We start from the raw sequence: 20654 nt of genomic DNA, 5'->3' as shown, positions 1-20654 counted from the left end.
GCCAAACTGTCACTCAATTGTTAAATTCGACGCAGCACAACTTAAACAGAATCCTTAATGCAATATAAAACAATTATTAGAATCACCGGTTTGCTGATGGGATTATTTTCAATCACCATGCTGCCGTCAGCATTAGTGGCTATCTTGTATAAAGATGGTGGTGGTACTGCGTTTATTCAGGCCTTTTTTGTCAGTATCTTTTTAGGTTTTTTATTGTGGTATCCCAATCGCCATCAAAAAGGCGATTTACGAACTCGAGAAGGCTTCCTCATTGTTGTGCTGTTCTGGACCGTACTGGGCTCTATAGGAGCATTACCGTTTATTTTTGCCAATGAGCCCGATCTCAGTTGGACAGACAGTTTCTTTGAATCATTTTCCGCACTAACCACTACAGGGGCAACCGTGATTGTTGGCCTCGATGATTTACCAAAATCCATTTTGTTTTATCGACATCTGCTTCAGTGGATGGGCGGTATGGGTATCATTGTACTGGCAGTGGCTATTTTACCACTGTTAGGCATTGGTGGTATGCAGCTGTATAAAGCAGAAGTCCCCGGACCGGTAAAAGATACCAAAGTCACACCGCGAATCGCCGAAACCGCCAAAGCATTGTGGTATATCTATTTTATGTTAACCACAGCGTGTGCGTTAGCGTTTTACTTTGCAGGAATGGATGCCTTTGATGCTATATGCCATTCATTTTCCACCATTGCTATCGGTGGTTTTTCTACCCACGATGCCAGTTTAGGGTATTTTGATAGCCCATTAATTAACGTGATTTGTGCAGTTTTCTTATTGATTGCCGCGGTTAATTTTAGTCTGCATTTTGCTGCATTTAGTTGGCGTGGCATTAACTTTAAAATTTATTTTAAAGATGCAGAATTTAAAGTGCTTATAGCAGTGCAGCTAGTGTTAACTGCCATTTGTTTTATTACCTTATATCAGTCGGGTATTTATGATTCGGCAGAACAAACCCTCGATTATGCCTTTTTCCAGGTGGTGTCTATTTCGACAACGGCGGGTTTTGGTACTGAAAGTTTCCATTCTTGGCCATTGTTTTTGCCAATACTATTGATATTTTCTAGCTTTATAGGCGGTTGTGCAGGCTCAACCGGTGGCGGTATGAAGGTGATCAGGCTGATTTTATTGGTACTGCAAGGATCTCGTGAGCTGAAACGTTTAGTTCATCCTAAAGCAATGTATTCCATTCGAATTGGCTCTAAGGTATTACCTGACAGAGTTATTGATGCGGTGTGGGGGTTCTTTTCTGCTTATGCGCTGGTGTTTGTGGTGTGCATGATAATTTTAATGGCAATGGACATGGATGCCATTACGGCATTTAGTGCTACTGCAGCGAGCATAAATAACTTAGGCCCAGGCTTAGGTGATGTCGCATCGAGCTATGCCAATGTGTCTGATGGCGCGAAATGGGTATTGGTTGTTGCTATGCTGTTTGGCCGTTTAGAAGTATTTACTTTATTGGTGTTGTTTACACCTACATTTTGGAAAAACTAATGTTAAAAACCGTCATTTTATATTCAACTGTAGATGGACAAACTCGCGCTATTTGTCAGCGTATTGAGCAAATATTATCAGCCAATGGTGAGCAAGTGAGTGTAATTAATCTTGCTGATGCCGACGCAGATCAACTCGCCGCTGTTGATAAAGTGGTTATTGGCGCCAGTATTCGTTACGGTAAACATCGACCAGAATTATTTAAGTTTGCAGAGCAACATCAAGCCTTACTGAACAGTAAATTAAACAGCTTTTTTACTGTTAACGTTGTGGCGAGAAAGCCGCTTAAAAATAGTCCTGAAACTAATCCTTATATGCAGAAGTTTTTAACACTGTCGGCTTGGACACCCAATATGCTAGGTGTATTTGCGGGCAAGATTGATTATCCTCGCTACCGCTTTTTTGACAAGGTTATGATTCGTTTCATTATGTGGATGACCAAAGGGCCGACTGATACTAGCGGCACTTTTGAATTTACCGATTGGGATAAAGTTGACGATTATGCCAAACAAATCGCGGCACAAAAGCGTTAACAAAACGCCTAAGGGAGATTAGGCGCAATAACGGCGGTGAAGAATGGATATCACTTCGGTTACTTGCTCATCTTTAAGGGTGTAATACACCACTTGTGATCTTTTACGCGTATTGACTAAATCTTGTGTGCGAAGCACCGCTAAATGTTGTGACAATGCAGACTGACTTAACGGAACGGTCTCGTTTAGCTCTGTCACACTGTGTTCTTTCTCCAGCAATAAACACAAAATCATCAGTCGATAAGGGTTAGCAATCGCCTTGAGCCATTGCGCGGCTGTCTCTGCATTGTTAAGCATGGTTGCGACATCGATATCTTGCTGCATGTGTGTTCCTATCTGGTGAACGTGAGTCAGTTTAATCATAACTGCCTATCTAACGTCATCATACTTCCGCGCAATACAGATCTCAATTTTAACTATTAAATATATGAGCTATTTCTAATTTGTGATCATTGCAGAGGTTTAAAAAGGCCTTTTTTGCCAAACTGAGGCAAATAAAGCAGTAATGAGACATAACATGGCGCATATATTAGTACTTTACTATTCTCGTGGAGGGCACACGGCTCAAATTAGTCGTGCAATTGCTGAGCAAATTATCGCTAATGGTGATCAATGTGATGTGATGAGCATTCATGACACTAAACAACAACCAATCGATTGGTCTAAATACCAGGCTGTTGCATTAGGCGCCTGTGTTTTGTATGGCTCATACCATAAATCGGTGTTTGAGTTTGTCAGCCAACACCAGCAGGCATTGTCGAACATGCCAAATAGCTTTTTTTGTGTCAATGTGGTGGCACGCAATCCAGAAAAACGCATTCCAGAAAACAATAAATACTTACAGAAGTTTTTAACGTTATCGGCCTGGAAACCTCAAGATGTTAAGATCATTGCCGGTAAGGTGGATTATCCATCCTGGCCTTGGTACGACAGCTTAATGATTAGATTGATAATGAAAATGACCGATGGGCCAACGGATCCTACTGCCATTATTGATTATACCGATTGGCAAGATGTAAAAGCTTATGGCAATCATATTGCTAAGCTGGCTCAAGTTGAGTTTAGCTAGGGCCTAGAAGCGCCAAAACTTCGGGTGGAATAATACCGCCACGGTGAGAATTTCCAAGCGCCCTAAAAGCATGCCCACAGCTAGTGCCCATTTAGCAATATCAGGCAGGGGGGCAAAGTTACCCGCAGGGCCGATTATTGGCCCTAACCCTGGCCCCACATTAGTTACCGCGGTGATTGCGCCGGTAAAGCTGGTCATTGGGTCTAAGCCGGTTGACACTAAAATAATCGATAAGCCTAAAATCACCACAAACATCAGCATAAAAAAAGCCATAATTGAGCGAACAATATCATCATTTATTCGATGGCCATTGTACTTTTCTTTAAACACGCCATTAGGATGAAATTGTTGTTTTATTTGCTGGCGCATAATTGAAAAAGCGATTTGGAAACGAAAGATTTTTATCCCACCAGACGTTGAACCAGAACAGCTTCCGATAAACATTAAGAACAAAAACACCACGCTCGCGACCGCACCCCAAGCTTGATAATCCGTTAACCCGTAGCCTGTTGTTGTGATAACGGATATAACGTTAAAGCTTGATAACCTTAGGGCATCAATAAAATCCATATGCTGATGTCGCCACAACCAAAATGCTAATGAACAAGACACCAATAACACAAACAGTAAAAAGCCTTTTACTTGTTGGTCATTCCATAAGCGTACACTACGCTGTTGGATTGATTGCACAAACATGATTAATGGCAATCCTCCCGCTAGCATAAACACGATACCCACCCAATGAGCTTCATGCGAAAATGCCGCCATGGAGCTGTCTGACGTTGAGTAGCCACCTGTTGATAGTGTTGTCATTGCGTGGTTAATGGCTTCAAACCAGTGCATACCTGCAAGGTGATAGGCTAGGGCGCATAACAGCGTAAGCACGAAATAGACCTGAAATAAATGCTTGGCCATATGCTGGGTACGCGGCATAGTTTTGTCGCTCCAGTCAGATGATTCTGTTCTAAATAGCCGCATACCACCGACATTGAGAAACGGCAATATCGCTACCGCCATCACAATAAAGCCAATGCCGCCCAGCCATTGCAACAGAGATCGCCATATTAAAATGCTGTGGTCCATGGCGTCTAAGCCGCTGAGCACGGTAGAACCTGTGGTAGTGATACCTGACATGGTTTCAAAAAATGCATCGGTATAGTTGATGCCGTGATATAAGGTGAAAGGCAATGCTGCAAAAAGACTGACGACAAACCACGTCACACTGGTGAGCATGAACATGTCTCGAATATTGAGGTTAAATTGGCGATTACGACCATTTTGCAGACAAAGAATGGCGATAAAACCGGTAAATAAGCCCGATATCATAAAGTCGCCAATGGTCTCTTCGCCATAAAATAGCGCGAATGCCATTGGCACCAACATAAACCCTGTGAGTATTGAGAGAAAAATACCCAGAATAAAGATAAGTTGTTTTATGTTAAACATAAAAACCTAAAAGAAAAATGCACTCGGTTGGAACAGCTTTTCTACATCACCAATAAACTTTTTATTCACTAAGAATAAAATCACATGGTCGCCTTGTTCGATTACGGTTTTATCATGGCCCATCAATACTTCGTCGTTACGAACTATCGCGCCAATAGTGGTCCCTGGCGGGAGTTTTATCTCACCAATTTGCTTGCCTACCACTTTTGAAGTGCTCGAATCACCATGAGCAATAGCTTCAATGGCTTCTGCTGCGCCTCGGCGTAATGAATAAACGTTACAAATATCGCCTTGGCGAATGTGAGTCAGTAGCGCTGAAATTGTGGCTTGTTGTGGTGAAATGGCAATGTCGATATTAGCTTCCTGTACGATATCAACATAGGCTTCACGCTGAATAAGCACCATGACTTTTTTAGCGCCCATACGTTTTGCCAGTAATGCCGACATGATATTGGCTTCGTCATCGTTAGTGACGGCAATAAACACATCGGTTTGGTCAATGTGCTCTTCAAGGAGTAATTCTTGATCAGATGCATCACCACAAAACACCGTAGTTTTATCGAGTTTCTCAGACAGCTGTTCTGCACGCTCTTGGCGATGTTCAATTAACTTCACTGAGTGAGTGCGTTGCAGTTTTTGCGCGAGGCCAAAACCGATATTACCACCACCCGCAATCATGATATTGCGGTATGAATTATCCAGTTTCTGCATTTCACTCATTACCGCACGAATATGACGACTGTCAGCAACGAAAAACACTTCGTCGTCGGCTTCAATAATGGTGGTGCCACGCGGCATAATGGGTCTGCCTTGCCTAAAAATGGCAGCGACTCGGGTATCAATATTCGGCATGTGTTCACGCAATGTGGCGAGAGCATTACCAACTAACGGGCCGCCATAGTAAGCTTTTACAGCGACCAAACTTAATTTACCCTTGGCGAATTCAAGCACTTGGAGTGCACCAGGGTATTCAACTAATCTTTGTATGTAAGTGGTTACTAACTGTTCTGGCGCAATGAGCTCATCGATAATAAAGCCTCCGCGAGGTTTGGCGTCACCGGACTTTATTTCACTACTAATAAACAGTTTATCTTGTAAGTCGAGGTAGGCTTCAGAGCGAATGCGGGCAATTTTGGTTGGTGTGCCAAATAAGGTATAGGCAATTTGGCAGGCAGACATATTACACTCATCGCTGTTTGTTACAGCAATGAGCATGTCGGCATCTTCTGCACCGGCTTCTTTTAAAACACTTGGATGTGCGCCATGACCCACTACCACTCGTAAGTCGAACTTATCTTGCAGAATTCTTAATCGCGCACGGTCGCTGTCGACTAAGGTGATGTCATTATTCTCGCCGACCAAGTTTTCAGCAAGTGTGCCACCAACTTGTCCCGCCCCTAAAATAATAATTTTCATGGCTTTGGGTACATCCTTAAATTGCTTTAACTAGGCGCGCGTAATAAAAGCCATCCATATTGTCTTGGCCTGGCAATATTTGCCAGCCAATGTCATTGGGGTTTGTTTGCTGTGCTATTGGCACTAATTTGGCGTCTGGCGTGCGCGCTAAAAACTGTTCTACTTGCTGGCTATTTTCTTGCGGCAAAATAGAGCAGGTTGCATACAAAAATGTGCCGCCCGGTTTTAGCCATTGCCAACAATGATCAAAAATTTGTCGCTGCAACGTGGCTAACTCTTCAATATCATTATTTTTACGAAGCCATTTTATATCTGGGTGACGACGAATAACACCCGTTGCAGAGCATGGCGCATCCAATAAAATACGGTCAAATTGTTGCCCTTGCCACCATGAATCTATGTTGGCGGCGTCGCCGTGAATAACTTGCGCTTTTAAATGCAACCTGTCCAGATTTTGTTGTACTCGAGCGAGGCGTTTTTCATCAAAATCTACCGCGACAAGGTTAATGCTTGGTGCGAGTTCAATTAAATGACAACTTTTACCCCCCGGTGCTGCGCAAGCATCTAAAACCAGATCATTACCCGCAGGCGCTAGGAGTGTTGCTGCCCATTGAGCTGCGCCATCCTGCACCGATGCCGCGCCTTGCATAAAGTCTGGCAAGTTGGCGACATCTTTAGGGCTTTCAAGTAAAATTGAATTTGGGCTAGGGCCTGCTTGGGCACTAATTTCTTGTGCTGCTAATGCACTTAAATACTCTTCACGCGATTGCGATATACGATTGTTACGTAGCCACATGGGGGGACGCTGATGGCTTTGCTCAATAATGGATTGCCAGTTGTCTGGGTACGCTTGTTGTAAGCGTTTAATAAACCAGGCTGGGGTATTAAAACGTAGCGTATCTGAGTCGGTATTTAAGGTGGCATCTTGGCGTTGAATATTACGTAATACCCCGTTAACGACTTTGACTAAGCCATCAAAACGCAGTTGCCGACAGGCTTCTGCGGTTTCAGAAATGGCGGCATGAGCAGGGATTCGAGTGAAGTAAAGTTGATAACAACCCACAATCAATAACTGATGCAAAATGCGTTGTTTGCCTTTAAATGGTTTAGCTAAACAGTCACTGACGCATTTATCTAGTTGCGGTAATTGACGCATAACCCCATAGCAGAGTTCTGCTAACAAGGCTTTGTCTTTACCGTTTTCTAGGTGTTGCTGTTGTTCTGGAAGGGCGACCGACAGTGACATGCCCTTTTCAAGTACTTCATAAATCGCTTTAGCTGCAAGTGCACGCACATTCATGCTAGTTAGCCTCTTGGTTTAAACACACACCAGCAGTAAACCAATCACCACGAGCATTAAGAATATCTGCCACATCAAGTGGTTTTTTGTTGGGTAATTGCATGGTTTCAATGATTAATGAACCATCAGCAGTAGCTATTTCAACGCCTTGCTTAGTGGCGGCAATAACCGTGCCTGGGGCTTGCGAGCATGCTTGAGCATTGTAGGTTGCCTGCCAGACTTTAATCACGCTTTGTTGGTGTTCAAAGTAACTGACTGGCCAAGGGTTAAAGGCTCTAATTTCTTGCCATAGTTGTTTGGCACTTTTATGCCAATCAAGGCGAGCTTCTTCCTTAGACAGTTTTTCTGCATAGTTTGCTAGGCTTTCATCTTGCTTTTCAGTTTGAAGGCTACCTTCACTTAACCCAGTTAGTGCTTCAACTAAGGCGGTTGGCCCTTGTTCTGCTAGTTTTTCATAAAGACTTGCGGAGGTGTCGGTTGCTTCTATTGGTAAGTGCGTTTTTAGCAGCATGTCACCCGTGTCTAAGCCGACATCCATTTGCATAATGGTGACGCCGGTTTCATTGTCGCCAGCCCATAATGCGCGCTGAATAGGCGCAGCTCCACGCCAGCGCGGTAATATTGACCCGTGTACATTGATGCAACCTAACTTTGGTGTATCAAGCACTATCTTTGGTAAAATTAATCCGTATGCCACCACGACCATGATGTCGGCTTGCAAGCTGGCTAATTCTTGTTGCGCCGCTTCGTTACGTAATGATGCCGGTTGAAATACGGCGATATTATGCTCTTGAGCCAACACTTTAACGGGGCTTGCAGTGAGTTTTTTCCCGCGGCCAGCCGGTCGGTCTGGTTGGGAGTAAACGGCAATCACTTCATGTTGTGAATCAATCAGCGCCTGTAAATGTCTGGCGGCAAAATCCGGAGTACCGGCAAAGATAATTTTTAACGGTTTCAAATCGTTTCCTATTTAGTTGCTAAACGGGCTTCTTTCTCAAGCTTAGTTTTAATGCGCTGACGTTTAAGTGGTGACAAGTAGTCAACAAATAACTTACCTTTGAGGTGGTCCATTTCGTGTTGAATACAAATTGAAAACAGCTCGTCGGCTTCAACGGTAAATTCTTTGCCGTGACGGTCGAAGGCTTTTAGGGTTACAAACTCAGCACGATCCACTTTGGCATAAATACCAGGAACGGATAAACAACCTTCTTCATTAGCAAAGTCACCACTAATTTTCGTAATTTGTGGATTGATGAAAATAGTTGGGCGCTCAACATCATCTTGTAAGTCCATGACGATGAGTTGTTTATGGAAATCGACTTGTGTAGCCGCAAGGCCAATGCCTTTTTCTTCGTACATTGTTTCTAACATGTTATCGATTTGGGTTTGTAGTTCTGGCCCAAAATCTGTCACTGGCTCTGCAATGGTGCGTAAACGCTCATCTGGAAATCGTAAAACATTTAATATTGGCATATATAAACTCTTAACAAGTCTGTCAAATTTCAGCCAGTTAGCTATACTGGCTGTTGCGATAAGGGTAATTTTAATCCTTACCGCCTATCAATAACAGTAAAAAGCTCTAATAAAGAGCTAAACAACATGGACCGCACCATGAAACGCTTACTTTTACTTGCTTTTTTATCTTTAAATATTTTTGGAGTGAGTGCTGATGCATTAACTTTGAAGGCTGGGCATCCTGACACGTATGTCGTTAAAAAAGGCGATACGCTGTGGGATATCTCTGGATACTTTTTAAATGATCCATGGCGTTGGCCTAAATTGTGGGGCGTGAACCCACAAATTGCTAATCCACATCTAATATATCCTGGCGATAGACTGACATTGGTTTTTATTGATGGTCAACCGCGATTAGTGGTGAAACAGCACATTAAAAAAAGCCCCGAAGGCCGAATAGCATCAAAAGATGGCCCTATTCCTGCGGTCGATTTAGCGCTTATACAACCTTATTTAGTCCAAAATCGCGTGGTTGATCCTGCTTTTTTTGCCAGTTTACCTATGGTAATGAGCGGTGAGAGCCCATCTATTCACCATGTGGTGAGTGATATTATTTATGTTAATGCACAGCTTGAACTTGGGCTCAAAGTGGCAATGTACGAAAAAGGCCAAGAGTTTTTCTCGCTAGAGCGTGATGCATTATTAGGCCAAGAGATGATTTTAGCCTCAAGTGGCCGAGTGATTGAGTCTGGACCAATATCAAAAGTAGAGTTATTAAGTAGCTTACGTGAAACTAAAGGCGGCTTTAAAGTTGTGCCAGTAGAAGATGAAGCATTAATGTCAGCTTACTTTGTGCCTAAAGCCGCTGACCTTGCTGTACCCGCTGCTATTATTGCCATTAATGGCAAAATACGTGAGGCTGGTAAGTTAGATGTGGTTTACCTTGACCGTGGTAGTGAAGACGGTGTCGAAACCGGGCATGTATTTTCTATGTACCGCGACGGTGAAGATATTACGATTAATAACGATGGCTTACCTGTTCGTACTCTAGACCGCTCGTCTTACGACAAAGTGCTCGCACACTTCTCTGAAGACACGATTCATAAAATGCCCGATATCTTTCATGGTAATTTACTGGTCTTTAAAGTGTTCGATAAAACCAGTTTAGGCCTAATCATGTTTAATGAACGACCTGCTCGTGTTGGTGATAAGTTAGTTAAGCCTGAGCCGTTAACCTTAAAAGGTGAATAATTTCAGATAAACTGGTCGACTGGCTCGTTGTTTGTGCAGTATCCGGGTTAGGACCCGCCCGGATTCAACAATTACTCACTCAGATGGACGTTGAAGAACTTCGTCAACGTCTTGAGTTTGAACCTCAAGGATTGCCGCTATCGGCAAACCTGCTGGCCAAGTGCCATATCGACGTTGATAAAGTTGAACAAGCGTTAGCATGGCAGCAATCGCAGCCAAATCATTATATTTTAACTCCCTCAGATCCACTCTATCCACCATTACTACAACAAATTTCTGATGCACCATTAGTGCTATTTATTAAAGGAAACGTTGAATCTTTAGTCATGCCAAGTATTGCCATTGTGGGCAGTCGTAATGCTTCTCGTGGTGGGTTAGACATTGCCGCTGAGCTAGCTTATAACCTTGCGAGTCAAGGCTTTGTCATTACCAGTGGCATGGCTACAGGTATCGATGGTGCGGCTCACAAAGCCACTTTGGCGGCGAATGGTTCAACGATGGCGGTATTAGGTACTGGTGTTGAACGCGTTTACCCTCAACGACATCAACAGTTGTATCGCGACATTATTCATTCTGGTTGTGTGATGAGCGAGTATTGGCCGCATATTGGACCCTATGCGGGTAACTTTCCTAAACGTAATCGTATTGTGAGTGGCTTAAGTTTAGGGACTGTTGTCGTCGAAGCTAGCCGTAAAAGTGGCTCGTTAATTAGTGCTCGGTTAGCAATGGAGCAAAATCGTGAAGTGTTTGCTGTGCCAGGTTCAGTATTAGGCGGTTACAGCCAAGGCTGTCACGATTTAATCAAAAATGGTGCAAAACTTGTTGAGTCTGCTGCCGATATAATAGAAGAGTTAGGGAGTTTATCGGATTATCACCTTGAACAATTGCATCAACGGCACCATATACGGGATAATGACATTTGTGATTTGCCATTTCCTTCGCTGTTAGCTAGTGTAGGTTATGAAACGACAGCAATTGATGCTGTGGTTGAGGATAGTGGGAAGCCAATAGATCTGGTGTTAATACAAATGCTTGAACTTGAGTTACAAGGGTGGGTTGCAGCAGTGCCCGGTGGTTACGTCAGACTAAAGAGGAGTTAGCCATGTTTGATATCCTCATGTATTTATTTGAAAATTATGTTCATAGTGAAATTGAGCTATTAGTTGATGAAGATGAACTCACGAAAGAGTTAACCCGAGCGGGTTTTCATCAAGTGGATATTATAAAAGCCCTTTCTTGGCTAGAGCAGTTAGCTGATCTGCAAGAAAGCGATAAACCATACTTGTGCAATCATGCGCAACATTCATTCCGTATTTACACCAAAGCGGAAATGGCTAAGTTAGATGTAGAGAGCCGTGGCTTTTTACTGTTTTTAGAGCAGATTCAAGTGCTCAGTGTTGAAACTCGTGAGATGGTCATTGACCGTGTAATGGAATTAGACGAACCAACATTGGTGTTAGAAGATCTTAAGTGGGTGGTATTAATGGTACTATTCAACGTACCAGGAAATGAGTCTGCCTACGAGCAAATGGAAGATTTAATCTTCGAGCAGCCAGAAGGGCGCTTACACTCATAACAGAAAGGAGGCTTAGCCTCCTTTTTTAGATCTATAGAATATTATTCATTGAGAGCACCATGTCGAAAATTGATCAACAGCTGTTTACTGTCCACGAGCATGCACTGGAAAAAGAGTTTGAGCTTTGTCCTGTTTGTGGTTCTGAGCTGTCGGTTAAACACAGTAAGCATGGCAGTTTTGTCGGTTGTAATAATTACCCAACCTGCGACTACACGCGGCCGTTAGTTCAACACGAGTCGATAGAAACACAAGTGATTAGTGGTTCACAATGTCCAAAATGTGGCCATGAGTTAGCAGTGAAGTCTGGTCGTTTTGGTATTTTTATTGGTTGTACACACTATCCAGAATGCACCCACATTGAAAAACATGATCACAGCAATGAAGCTGAACAAATCGCATGCCCTCAATGCAATAAAGGTCATTTAGAATCTCGGACCAGCCGCTATGGAAAGACTTTTTTTGCTTGCAGTGCCTACCCTAAATGCAAGTTTATCGTAAACTATCCTCCTTATAATGAGTCTTGCCCAGATTGTGGCTTTGGTATTTTAGTGGAACGCAAAGGCGCTGCTGGCAGCCGTCTTGAATGTCCGCAGAAATCCTGCAAATATAAGCGAGCGCTTTAATTCGTTATCACCACCATTAAATTGATGAAAGGAAATCCAATGTTGCAATTGCAGCCATCGGCTGTCGCCACCACCATACAACAAGGTGGCGTAATAGCTTACCCAACAGAAGCTGTGTTTGGTTTAGGGTGTGATCCTGATAATGATGCCGCCATCGAAAAATTACTGGCAGTAAAACAACGACCTTGGCAAAAAGGCCTTATTTTAGTGGCAAGCTCATTTGAGCAGCTATTGCCTTACATTGATATTACTCAGCTCACCGAGTCGCAGTTGCAGTTTGCGCAATCAAAATGGCCAGGGCCATTCACATTTGTGATGCCAATCAAGGCACATGTATCAACGTTATTATGTGGTGAGTTTGATTCAATCGCAGTGCGAGTATCTGCTCACCCGGTTGTGCGTGAGCTTTGCGACACACTTAATAAACCATTAGTATCGACCAGCGCCAATTTAGCGGGAGAGTCTCCTGTGGTCGATGCACAACACATCCTCACTGATTTTAGCGATAAAATTGAGGCATTAATTGTAGGTCAGCTTGGCGAGCAACGTCAGCCATCGACCATTATTGATGCCCGCAGTGGTCAAATTCTTCGAAGTGGAAGTTAATAACATGCCCAATACCCAACATCAGGTGCCGGATGCACAACAAGTTAAATCGTTTCTGTTGGCACTTCAGCAAAATATTTGTCAGCGTTTAGAACTGCTCGACGGTAAAGCAACGTTTAAAGCCGACTCGTGGGAGCGTGAAGAAGGTGGCGGTGGTACTAGCCGTGTCATGACACAAGGGCAGGTATTTGAACAGGCAGGAGTTAACTTTTCACATGTGATGGGTGCTGCGATGCCTGCATCCGCAACTGCACATCGTCCAGAATTAGCTGGCCGTAGTTTTGAGGCTATGGGAGTGTCATTAGTTATCCACCCTAATAACCCGTTTATTCCAACTACTCATGCCAACGTGCGTTTTTTTATTGCCCGTAAAGAAGGCGCTGACCCCGTTTGGTGGTTTGGTGGTGGATTTGACTTAACACCTTACTATCCGTTTAAAGAAGATGTGGTGAGCTGGCATCAAACGGCGAAAGATATTTGTGACCCATTTGGTGAAGATGTTTATCCCAAGTACAAAAAGTGGTGTGATGAATACTTCTTTTTACCGCACCGTAATGAAACCCGTGGTGTTGGTGGCTTATTTTTTGATGATTTAAATCAACCTGGTTTTGAGCGAAGCTTTGAGTTTATGCAAGCGGTCGGTAATGGTTTTATTGAAGCTTATGCACCAATAGTTGAACGCAACAAAGCATTAGAGTATGGCGATGATGAACGTCAGTTCCAGCTATACCGTCGTGGCCGTTATGTCGAATTTAACCTAGTGTATGATCGCGGCACGTTGTTTGGCTTACAAACCGGTGGTCGCACCGAATCAATACTGATGTCGATGCCGCCATTAGTTCGCTGGGAATATGCATTTACCCCTGAAAAAGGGACTGCAGAAGCAGATCTGTACGACGTTTACTTAAAGCCACAAGACTGGTTAACTCAAGCTTAACTATGAGTTAGTAACATGAGTTAGCGATATAGCATTAGTCATTATCGGTTTCGCATATTGTCAGCTAAGGTCGAAATAGCCTGAATAATCACTTGTTGATGTTCAGGCTTTTTTATTGAATTGTGAATTGCTGCACGCATACATATTAACCATTGATCTCGCATTGACTCATCAATCGCAAAAGGCATATGCCTTGCTCGGAGTGCAGGGTGACCATGTTTCTGTTGATACAGTTGCGGTCCGCCAAGCCAACCACTTAAAAATTCATATAATTTTTGCTCTGAGTCAGCAATAGGCGAGCGATGTATGGCGAGTAAGCTTTGAGTTTCAGGCCGAGTTTGCATTTGCTGATAAAAGTCATGCGCTATCGCACGGATCACTTTATCGCCACCAATAATATCGTAGGCGTTAGATTGCATAGCATCTCTATCATCGCTTGCTTGCGGCTTAGTGAATAATTTACGTAACCAGTTCATATTGTCTGTGTTGAGGAGTGTCGGTCTATTATATCGAAAATCATATCGAAATCATTGCTATTGCAGGAACATATAGTTGTTAACGTTTTGATACCAATTATTTAACGATTACGCTGTATTTCAACAGGTAACTTGGTTAAATTGGTCGCAAAATAAGAAAGGAGACCCCAATGGCCAAACTCACGCCTTCTTTGGTTGCTGTGGCGTTATCTACCGCAATAGCCGGTTGTAGCCCAGCAGAACAACAAGACCCGCAAGTGACCATCAACGCAAATCCATACCCAAGCACTTACCATGCGTTACCGAACTCAACCACGTTACTTAAAAATGCCACAGTATTAACCGGTACCGGTGAACGTATTGATGACGCTGACGTACTGATTAAAGAGGGTAAAATCAGTGCAGTAGGGCAGCAGTTAGTTGCAGAAGGTGCAGTAGTTGTCGACGCTAAAGGCAAATGGATTACTCCAGGTATTATCGATGTGCACTCGCATTTAGGAGTGTACCCAAGCCCCAATGCCGAATCTCATAATGATGGCAATGAAATGACTAACCCTGTGACAGCCGAAGTTTGGGCTGAACACAGCGTATGGCCACAAGATCCAGGTTTTAATCGCGCTCGAGAAGGCGGTATTACCACACTGCAAATTTTACCTGGTTCAGCCAACTTGATTGGTGGACGCGGGGTGACACTCAAAAATGTTCCAGCTACGACAATGCAAGCGATGAAGTTTCCTGCCGCGCCGTATGGATTAAAAATGGCCTGTGGTGAAAATCCTAAAAATCTTTACGGTAGTCGTAATGAATTACCGATGACTCGTATGGGTAATATGGCGGGCTACCGCACAGCATTTATTCAAGCAACTGAATATAAACGAGCATGGGACAAGTACGATGCTGATTACGCCGCAGGTAAAAATCCTGTTGCCCCTGAGCGTGATTTAATGAAAGACACCCTTAAAGGTGTGCTGGAAGGTGAGATTTTAATTCATAACCATTGTTACAAAGCTGAAGAAATGGCGATGATGATCGACCTAGGGAAAGAGTTCGGTTATCACGCTGGCACATTCCATCATGCTGTTGAAGCATACAAAATTGCCGATTTATTGGCTGAAAATGGTAATTGCGCCGCGATGTGGCCAGATTGGTGGGGCTTTAAATTAGAAGCTTATGACATGGTGCTTGAAAATGTTGCCATAGTCGATGCGGTTAAAAACGCTTGTGCTGTCGTGCATTCAGACTCTGGCGTAACCATTCAGCGTCTTAATCAAGAAACGGCAAAAATCATGAATAACGCGAATGCTAACGGCTTTGACTTAAAGGCTGAGCATGTCATTGGCTGGATTACTGCTAATGCGGCAAAATCATTGGGTATTAGCGATAAGACCGGTTCACTCGAAAAGGGTAAAAATGCAGATGTGGTGGTATGGAATACCAATCCGTTTAGCGTATACGCCCAAGCTGATCAGGTGTTTATTGATGGTGCAAAAGTGTATGACCGCCAAGACCCAGCCTATCAGGCACAAAGTGACTTTATGTTAGGTCAGTAATAAGGAGCAAGACAATGACACTATTTAAAAAATCTGCACTTGCTTTAAGTTTATCGGCCTGCCTAACATTGAGTTGTGCTGTTCAAGCTGAAAGCGTAGCGATTATCCATGCCACAGTGCATACCGCCACAGAACAAGGCGTACTAACAGATGCAACCGTTGTGATTGAAGATGGCACTATTGTAGCCATTAATCCGGCGTCGCTGACTGCCGATACCGTCATAGATGCTAAAGGGGCAATATTAACGCCAGGCTTTATTGCGAGTATGAATGATTTGGGGCTGGTCGAAATTGGTGCTGTAGCATCGTCACTTGATGCATATGAAAAAGAAGCCGATGTTGTTTTTGACCCTAGTTTAGCTTACAACCCCAAAGCATCCACGGTGCCATTTGCTCGCAAAGGCGGGATAACCCGTAATGTCGTGTCATCTGGCGGTGGCGAAGGCATTTTTGCAGGACAAACATTTAGCGTAGATTTAAGTGGTGATTGGGACAGTATTCTGGCCGCAAACACCGGATTAGTTGTTGCATTAGGTGCGACAGAAGAAGGCTCGCGTGCAGCAGGAATGCAGCAATTAATCCATAAACTTGAGGATGCTAAAAAAGCGCAGTCTCAAAAGAGTAAAGCGAAAAAAATCGCTGACGATGATAGTGAAGAGCCTGGTCGTGAAGATGATATTATTAACGCGGTACTCGCAGGTGAAAAGCCATTAATTGTCGACGTTGACCGTGCCAGTGATATTTTGCATTTGATTAAGCTTAAGCAAAACCTAGGTCTTGACCTTATTTTAATAAATGCTGCAGATGCCGTCCTTGTGGCAGATCAGTTAGCGCAAGCAAATATCCCTGTGGTTATTGACAGCATGCGTAATTTACCGGAAAGTTTTGATTCGCTACATAATTCGCTTAATAATGCAGGTAAGCTTGCTAAAGCAGGCGTAAGGGTGGCCATCGCTTTGCCTGGCGACAGCCACAGTATTTATGCATTACGTTATAGTGCGGGTAATGCGGTTGCCAATGGTATGGATTACAATGATGCTATGGCTGCTGTAACGTCAAATGTTGCTGATATTTTTCATTTAGATTCTGGCCGAATTGCCGTTGGCAAGCCTGCTGATATTGTTTTATGGAGCGGCGACCCTTTCGAATTCAGTAGTAAAGTACAAAAAATGTGGATAGCAGGTGAGGAGCAAAGCACTGACAGTCGTCAAGACAAGCTTCGTGATCGCTACTTACAGAAAACGGAAATGCCTGAAGCATATAGCCGATAACCTCTCACTGTATATGTGGGACGTTGTCCTAAATAGTTAATGAAGAGACAAAGCGAATGACAGATAAGTATGCCGTATTTGGTAACCCAATAGCACAAAGTAAGTCACCATTTATACATACTGAGTTTGCCAAGCAAACTCAGCAAGATTTAAGCTATAACGCTATTCTTGCACCTATTGATCAATTTGACGCTTCATTAACGGCTTTTTTTGCTGATGGTGGCAAAGGTGCTAATGTCACCGCGCCATTTAAAGAACAAGCATTTGCCATGTGCGACGAACTCAGTGAAATGGCAAAGCTAGCAGGTGCTGTTAATACCCTATTTAACCTGCCTAATGGTAAAATTGGTGGTGACAATACCGATGGGGTTGGTCTGGTTAATGATCTTGAAATGCTATTTGGGTCATTAAAAGGTAAGCGTGTATTGCTGGTGGGCGCTGGTGGCGCAGCCAGGGGCTGTATTTTACCTATCTTGCAGCATAATGTGTCGCAGTTGGTTATTTGCAATCGCACTCACGAGAAAGCCGAACAACTACAAAAATTATTCAATGAGTACGGTAACTTCTTCGCTCAACCGATTGAAGAATTAACTTCGCCATTTGATTTAGTCATTAACTCAACATCAGCCGGCTTATCTGGGCAGCTTATTTCATTACCCGATACTATCGTTGATGACACTACCGACTGTTACGACATGACGTACAGCCAACAAACGACAGTGTTTAACCAATGGGCTCAGGATCAGCATGCGCGCAAAACCGCAGATGGTTTAGGCATGTTAGTCGGGCAAGCTGCGGCGAGTTTTAACTTATGGCGAGGTATTAACCCAGATAAAGGTCCCGTAATGCGTAAGCTTCGCGAATTATTAGCACAAAAGGTCGTCGATTAATGAATCAAAGTGTCATTTTTAGTGATCAATTATTTATCGAGGCTGATAAGGTGAGATTTGTCGCCCAGCAACAAGGGGTGAATATTAATTGTTATGCAAGTTTTAGCTCGATAAGCATGCTGTGTGAACAACAAGAGGTGAATCCATCTAATGTTGCTAACCTGTTTGAACTGTGCCGTTTCGACATAGAAGATAAAGCGGAAGCATTGATAGAGCAAGAAGCGTTTAACGACAACGGTGACATTGAAATTCAATAGAGAGTTAAACGCTTGCTCATTTGCCCAGTAGAAAGTGCTTAATCAATTGAGGTTTGTTTTTTTAAACGCTTTTGTTGGTACATGTTGCTATCAGCTTGCTTAAATGCCATTTGCCAGTCTTGTTGATATTGTGCTATGCCATAACTAAAATGGATGGATGGCGTAAGAAGAGCTAAATCTTGTTGTAATTGATTTATCTGTGCCTCTAAAGTCTCTATAGGACCTCTGCATAGCGCAACAAATTCATCTCCACCATATCGCGCAACTAAAAAGTTTGGGTGCCACATCGACTTTAGTGACTGGGCAAAGGCTAGTAATGCATCATCACCAGCTTGATGGCCATGTAAATCATTCAATGGTTTTAAATTATCCATATCTAAAATGACAATATAGCTCGCTAAGGCTGCATCGTGTTTCCATTGTAAAATAGCAGCATCGAATTTTTTGCGGTTATACAAATTCGTTAACCCGTCGAAGTTGGCCATGATTTCGATTTTTTTCGATTTTTGATACAAGGAAATGGCATTCGCAGCCTCTGAGGTAAGAATATTAACGAGATTAATATCATATTCACCAAACGCCTCCATTTTGCTACTGTCTAGGTTCATCATTCCATACAGTTCACCCTCAATTCTGATCGGGCTCGACAAAGTAGAGCAAATTTGCTTTGACGACGCATTGAGTAAAACAAATTGATCATCTTCTGTCAGGGTGCTTTTGGCATTAATGTTTTGCATATTATTAATGACAACAGCTTTATCGAAACGGCCTTTCGTTAATCGATATAAAAAGGTTTCTTCAAGGGTAAAGTTAATATTACGCAGAGTGTCAATATTCAAACCCACAACAGACTCAAACTGTAAGCGGTTAGCGACATAATCCACTAATATAATGCTACCCATTTCAGCATCGTCAATCGCATTTACTGCTTTTTGCAGTAAAGCATCTAAAAAGGCTTTTTCAGAATCGTACTGATTAGATAAATTAACTAACTCATACGTTGTATCATTAATCCGTACCACCTGATCTAAGTGTTGCCAAAGGCGCAACATGTTCTGCTTATGTACATAGTAGGTCATCGCATAACTTGTCACATAGCCAGCGCAAATCAACAATAAGTATAAATAGGCTTTATCAGCATCAATGAACACAAAAGTCAAAATGCTAATAAGTAGCAATGGAATAACCAGCAGTAATAAATGCTGCGTAATATCATTGTGCGATTTGCGTAAATTTTGCTGTCGATTTTTTGGGTACACCTAATCATCCTTGTTCAAAAATCTTCAGTACGGGATTTAAAACACCTAAACCGTATTCTGCTTTAGTAAGCTCACTTAAATATAGACGAAATGAGAGTAATTAACTTTATATAAGTAAACCCTGAAAGAAGATAAGTATTCAATCCTAGGCTAACTATCATATAAAGCAATTGAGTTTAATCAAGCACAATAGTCATAACTGTCAACTAGTAAACTATTTTTACAAGGTAAATGTGAAATGGGCACAGAAGAAATAGCCCATTTCGATGAACAAAACTAACTCTATTGCTGTAAGTCCACTAGATACTCATTTTTCAGCCGTACATAATTATCAGCAGACTGAGGTAAGAAAGCACGTTCTGCCTCTGTTAAAGGTCTCGCTTGCTTGCAGGGACTGCCTACATATAAGAAGCCGCTCTGTAATACCTTATTGGGCGGCACTAATGACCCCGCACCCACAATGACATCATCTTCTACTATTGCACCATCAAGTAATATAGCGCCCATTCCAATTAAAACCCGATGACCAATCTTACAGCCATGCAGCATTGCCTTATGGCCAATCGTTACATCGTCACCAATAATCAATGGATGACCTTCAGGGTTAGCAGCAGATTTTCGAGTAACATGTAATATGCTGCCATCTTGAACATTGCTACGTTTACCAATACGGATCTTATTCACGTCTCCACGAGCGGCAACAAGTGGCCAAACACTCGCGTCATGATCTAATTTTATATCACCCACAAGCACAGCCGACTCATCAACATAGACACTATCAGCTAAATCAGGGTGTATTCCTTGGTAAGTTCTTACGTTCGTAGACATAACAATCCTTATATATTCATGGTTTTTGACAGTATAATGCTTAAAAACTAGCTGGTCAGGCTAAATTATCCGCAAACAAGTCAAAAAAGATAAATAACCTAAAAAAAGGGGTTGCACTAAATCTCATGGTGCCTATAATGCGCATCCACTGACACGGCAGACAGCGAAAGCGGTCACCGGGTTAGGTTGAATGAAGTGGTTATTAACACTGAGTTCAAGGCGAAAAGAAAGTTTGAAAAAACACTTGACGCCAACACGGGAAAGCGTAGAATACGCAGCCCAAGCCAACGACCTAGCGTCAACGGCCACTAAGCGAAAGATTGATTCTTTTGGTATTAGTACGCTCTTTAACAATCTAAACAAGAAATCTGTGTGGACATTCACAGGTATTGAGTT

At 42.8% G+C, this 20654-nt stretch carries 22 protein-coding genes; 13 read left to right on the top strand and 9 right to left on the bottom strand.

The genetic code is table 11. The features are described 5' to 3' along the window. Nucleotides 1-57 precede the first annotated feature (57 nt). Together ACROAE_RS15355 and hemG (ACROAE_RS15350) are read left to right on the top strand one after the other, a co-directional pair. On the top strand, nucleotides 58-1515 hold the full coding sequence (locus ACROAE_RS15355; protein WP_432403293.1) for a TrkH family potassium uptake protein: 1458 nt from the start codon (nucleotides 58-60) through the stop codon (nucleotides 1513-1515). Further along, complete coding sequence (gene hemG / locus ACROAE_RS15350) at nucleotides 1515-2048, top strand: menaquinone-dependent protoporphyrinogen IX dehydrogenase (RefSeq protein ID WP_432403291.1); 534 nt, start codon at nucleotides 1515-1517, stop codon at nucleotides 2046-2048. The genes ACROAE_RS15355 and hemG (ACROAE_RS15350) overlap by 1 nt, the downstream gene beginning before the upstream one ends. An 18-nt stretch (nucleotides 2049-2066) precedes the next feature. Here the strand turns inward: hemG (ACROAE_RS15350) and ACROAE_RS15345 are convergent, their stop codons facing one another. Then, a complete protein-coding gene (locus ACROAE_RS15345; RefSeq protein ID WP_432403289.1) occupies nucleotides 2067-2372 on the bottom strand; it encodes an ArsR/SmtB family transcription factor in 306 nt (101 codons plus the stop codon). Between the two features lie 193 nt (nucleotides 2373-2565). Here ACROAE_RS15345 and hemG (ACROAE_RS15340) point away from each other — a divergent pair, with 193 nt between their 5' ends. After that, nucleotides 2566-3117 carry a menaquinone-dependent protoporphyrinogen IX dehydrogenase gene (hemG, locus tag ACROAE_RS15340; protein WP_432403286.1) on the top strand — a complete coding sequence of 184 codons (552 nt, stop codon included), beginning with the start codon at nucleotides 2566-2568 and terminating at the stop codon, nucleotides 3115-3117. A gap of 3 nt (nucleotides 3118-3120) precedes the next feature. On the opposite strand, the gene ACROAE_RS15335 is transcribed toward hemG (ACROAE_RS15340), so the two are convergent. Genes ACROAE_RS15335 through def form a run of 5 tightly spaced genes read right to left on the bottom strand, consistent with a single transcriptional unit; the run spans nucleotide 3121 to nucleotide 8752 of the window. Then, complete coding sequence (locus ACROAE_RS15335; protein WP_432403284.1) at nucleotides 3121-4563, bottom strand: TrkH family potassium uptake protein; 1443 nt, start codon at nucleotides 4561-4563, stop codon at nucleotides 3121-3123. 6 nt (nucleotides 4564-4569) lie between these two features. Further along, entirely contained in the window at nucleotides 4570-5979 is a 1410-nt protein-coding gene (gene trkA / locus ACROAE_RS15330) for a Trk system potassium transporter TrkA (RefSeq protein WP_432403282.1), read from the bottom strand. 16 nt (nucleotides 5980-5995) lie between these two features. Beyond that, complete coding sequence (gene rsmB / locus ACROAE_RS15325; RefSeq protein WP_432403280.1) at nucleotides 5996-7279, bottom strand: 16S rRNA (cytosine(967)-C(5))-methyltransferase RsmB; 1284 nt, start codon at nucleotides 7277-7279, stop codon at nucleotides 5996-5998. Between the two features lies 1 nt (nucleotide 7280). Beyond that, nucleotides 7281-8237, bottom strand: a complete 957-nt coding sequence (gene fmt / locus ACROAE_RS15320; RefSeq protein WP_432403278.1) for a methionyl-tRNA formyltransferase — start codon at nucleotides 8235-8237, stop codon at nucleotides 7281-7283. 8 nt (nucleotides 8238-8245) lie between these two features. After that, complete coding sequence (gene def, locus ACROAE_RS15315) at nucleotides 8246-8752, bottom strand: peptide deformylase (protein ID WP_432403276.1); 507 nt, start codon at nucleotides 8750-8752, stop codon at nucleotides 8246-8248. A gap of 126 nt (nucleotides 8753-8878) precedes the next feature. Between def and ACROAE_RS15310 the strand changes: the two genes are divergently transcribed. The 6 genes from ACROAE_RS15310 to hemF all read left to right on the top strand — a co-directional run bounded on the left by ACROAE_RS15310 (nucleotide 8879) and on the right by hemF (nucleotide 13727). After that, a complete protein-coding gene (locus ACROAE_RS15310) occupies nucleotides 8879-9985 on the top strand; it encodes a LysM peptidoglycan-binding domain-containing protein (protein ID WP_432403274.1) in 1107 nt (368 codons plus the stop codon). An 83-nt stretch (nucleotides 9986-10068) separates the two neighbouring features. Continuing rightward, nucleotides 10069-11085, top strand: a complete 1017-nt coding sequence (gene dprA / locus ACROAE_RS15305) for a DNA-processing protein DprA (protein ID WP_432403272.1) — start codon at nucleotides 10069-10071, stop codon at nucleotides 11083-11085. 2 nt (nucleotides 11086-11087) lie between these two features. Continuing rightward, nucleotides 11088-11561: a DUF494 family protein gene (locus ACROAE_RS15300; RefSeq protein WP_432403269.1), complete on the top strand. Its 474-nt coding sequence runs from the start codon at nucleotides 11088-11090 to the stop codon at nucleotides 11559-11561. A 59-nt stretch (nucleotides 11562-11620) separates the two neighbouring features. Further along, nucleotides 11621-12184, top strand: a complete 564-nt coding sequence (locus ACROAE_RS15295) for a topoisomerase DNA-binding C4 zinc finger domain-containing protein (protein WP_432403267.1) — start codon at nucleotides 11621-11623, stop codon at nucleotides 12182-12184. Nucleotides 12185-12223: 39 nt separating this feature from the next. Then, complete coding sequence (locus ACROAE_RS15290; protein ID WP_432403265.1) at nucleotides 12224-12790, top strand: L-threonylcarbamoyladenylate synthase; 567 nt, start codon at nucleotides 12224-12226, stop codon at nucleotides 12788-12790. A 4-nt stretch (nucleotides 12791-12794) separates the two neighbouring features. Further along, entirely contained in the window at nucleotides 12795-13727 is a 933-nt protein-coding gene (gene hemF, locus ACROAE_RS15285; RefSeq protein WP_432403263.1) for an oxygen-dependent coproporphyrinogen oxidase, read from the top strand. Between the two features lie 41 nt (nucleotides 13728-13768). Here the strand turns inward: hemF and ACROAE_RS15280 are convergent, their stop codons facing one another. Then, complete coding sequence (locus ACROAE_RS15280; protein ID WP_432403261.1) at nucleotides 13769-14203, bottom strand: group II truncated hemoglobin; 435 nt, start codon at nucleotides 14201-14203, stop codon at nucleotides 13769-13771. A gap of 170 nt (nucleotides 14204-14373) precedes the next feature. On the opposite strand from ACROAE_RS15280, the gene ACROAE_RS15275 reads away from it, so the two are divergent. From ACROAE_RS15275 to ACROAE_RS15260, 4 genes are read left to right on the top strand one after another with little or no spacing between them, the layout of a single operon-like run. After that, on the top strand, nucleotides 14374-15753 hold the full coding sequence (locus ACROAE_RS15275) for an amidohydrolase (protein WP_432403259.1): 1380 nt from the start codon (nucleotides 14374-14376) through the stop codon (nucleotides 15751-15753). A 14-nt stretch (nucleotides 15754-15767) separates the two neighbouring features. Continuing rightward, on the top strand, nucleotides 15768-17024 hold the full coding sequence (locus tag ACROAE_RS15270; protein WP_432403257.1) for an amidohydrolase family protein: 1257 nt from the start codon (nucleotides 15768-15770) through the stop codon (nucleotides 17022-17024). A gap of 56 nt (nucleotides 17025-17080) precedes the next feature. Further along, complete coding sequence (gene aroE, locus ACROAE_RS15265) at nucleotides 17081-17914, top strand: shikimate dehydrogenase (protein ID WP_432403255.1); 834 nt, start codon at nucleotides 17081-17083, stop codon at nucleotides 17912-17914. Next, nucleotides 17914-18171, top strand: a complete 258-nt coding sequence (locus tag ACROAE_RS15260; RefSeq protein WP_432403253.1) for a DUF1488 domain-containing protein — start codon at nucleotides 17914-17916, stop codon at nucleotides 18169-18171. The genes aroE and ACROAE_RS15260 overlap by 1 nt, the downstream gene beginning before the upstream one ends. Nucleotides 18172-18209: 38 nt before the next feature. On the opposite strand, the gene ACROAE_RS15255 is transcribed toward ACROAE_RS15260, so the two are convergent. Together ACROAE_RS15255 and ACROAE_RS15250 are read right to left on the bottom strand one after the other, a co-directional pair. Then, entirely contained in the window at nucleotides 18210-19430 is a 1221-nt protein-coding gene (locus tag ACROAE_RS15255; RefSeq protein WP_432403247.1) for a sensor domain-containing diguanylate cyclase, read from the bottom strand. A gap of 282 nt (nucleotides 19431-19712) precedes the next feature. Beyond that, nucleotides 19713-20258, bottom strand: a complete 546-nt coding sequence (locus ACROAE_RS15250) for a gamma carbonic anhydrase family protein (RefSeq protein WP_432403245.1) — start codon at nucleotides 20256-20258, stop codon at nucleotides 19713-19715. Between the last annotated feature and the right edge of the window lie 396 nt (nucleotides 20259-20654).

Source organism: Shewanella sp. MF05960 (assembly GCF_050849305.1).
In the GTDB taxonomy this organism is placed as follows: domain Bacteria; phylum Pseudomonadota; class Gammaproteobacteria; order Enterobacterales; family Shewanellaceae; genus Shewanella.
Note: the sequence above shows the minus strand (reverse complement) of the source record. Positions and strands in the feature narration are given on the sequence as shown.

Bases quoted from the DNA above. Each gene is read 5' to 3' on its own strand.
- ACROAE_RS15355 (WP_432403293.1), top strand. From the start codon at position 58: ATGCAATATAAAACAATTATTAGAATCACCGGTTTGCTGATGGGATTA.
- hemG (WP_432403291.1), top strand. From the start codon at position 1,515: ATGTTAAAAACCGTCATTTTATATTCAACTGTAGATGGACAAACTCGC.
- ACROAE_RS15345 (WP_432403289.1), bottom strand. From the start codon at position 2,372: ATGCAGCAAGATATCGATGTCGCAACCATGCTTAACAATGCAGAGACA.
- hemG (WP_432403286.1), top strand. From the start codon at position 2,566: ATGGCGCATATATTAGTACTTTACTATTCTCGTGGAGGGCACACGGCT.
- ACROAE_RS15335 (WP_432403284.1), bottom strand. From the start codon at position 4,563: ATGTTTAACATAAAACAACTTATCTTTATTCTGGGTATTTTTCTCTCA.
- trkA (WP_432403282.1), bottom strand. From the start codon at position 5,979: ATGAAAATTATTATTTTAGGGGCGGGACAAGTTGGTGGCACACTTGCT.
- rsmB (WP_432403280.1), bottom strand. From the start codon at position 7,279: ATGAATGTGCGTGCACTTGCAGCTAAAGCGATTTATGAAGTACTTGAA.
- def (WP_432403276.1), bottom strand. From the start codon at position 8,752: ATGCCAATATTAAATGTTTTACGATTTCCAGATGAGCGTTTACGCACC.
- ACROAE_RS15310 (WP_432403274.1), top strand. From the start codon at position 8,879: ATGGACCGCACCATGAAACGCTTACTTTTACTTGCTTTTTTATCTTTA.
- dprA (WP_432403272.1), top strand. From the start codon at position 10,069: ATGGACGTTGAAGAACTTCGTCAACGTCTTGAGTTTGAACCTCAAGGA.
- ACROAE_RS15300 (WP_432403269.1), top strand. From the start codon at position 11,088: ATGTTTGATATCCTCATGTATTTATTTGAAAATTATGTTCATAGTGAA.
- ACROAE_RS15295 (WP_432403267.1), top strand. From the start codon at position 11,621: ATGTCGAAAATTGATCAACAGCTGTTTACTGTCCACGAGCATGCACTG.
- ACROAE_RS15290 (WP_432403265.1), top strand. From the start codon at position 12,224: ATGTTGCAATTGCAGCCATCGGCTGTCGCCACCACCATACAACAAGGT.
- hemF (WP_432403263.1), top strand. From the start codon at position 12,795: ATGCCCAATACCCAACATCAGGTGCCGGATGCACAACAAGTTAAATCG.
- ACROAE_RS15280 (WP_432403261.1), bottom strand. From the start codon at position 14,203: ATGAACTGGTTACGTAAATTATTCACTAAGCCGCAAGCAAGCGATGAT.
- ACROAE_RS15275 (WP_432403259.1), top strand. From the start codon at position 14,374: ATGGCCAAACTCACGCCTTCTTTGGTTGCTGTGGCGTTATCTACCGCA.
- ACROAE_RS15270 (WP_432403257.1), top strand. From the start codon at position 15,768: ATGACACTATTTAAAAAATCTGCACTTGCTTTAAGTTTATCGGCCTGC.
- aroE (WP_432403255.1), top strand. From the start codon at position 17,081: ATGACAGATAAGTATGCCGTATTTGGTAACCCAATAGCACAAAGTAAG.
- ACROAE_RS15260 (WP_432403253.1), top strand. From the start codon at position 17,914: ATGAATCAAAGTGTCATTTTTAGTGATCAATTATTTATCGAGGCTGAT.
- ACROAE_RS15250 (WP_432403245.1), bottom strand. From the start codon at position 20,258: ATGTCTACGAACGTAAGAACTTACCAAGGAATACACCCTGATTTAGCT.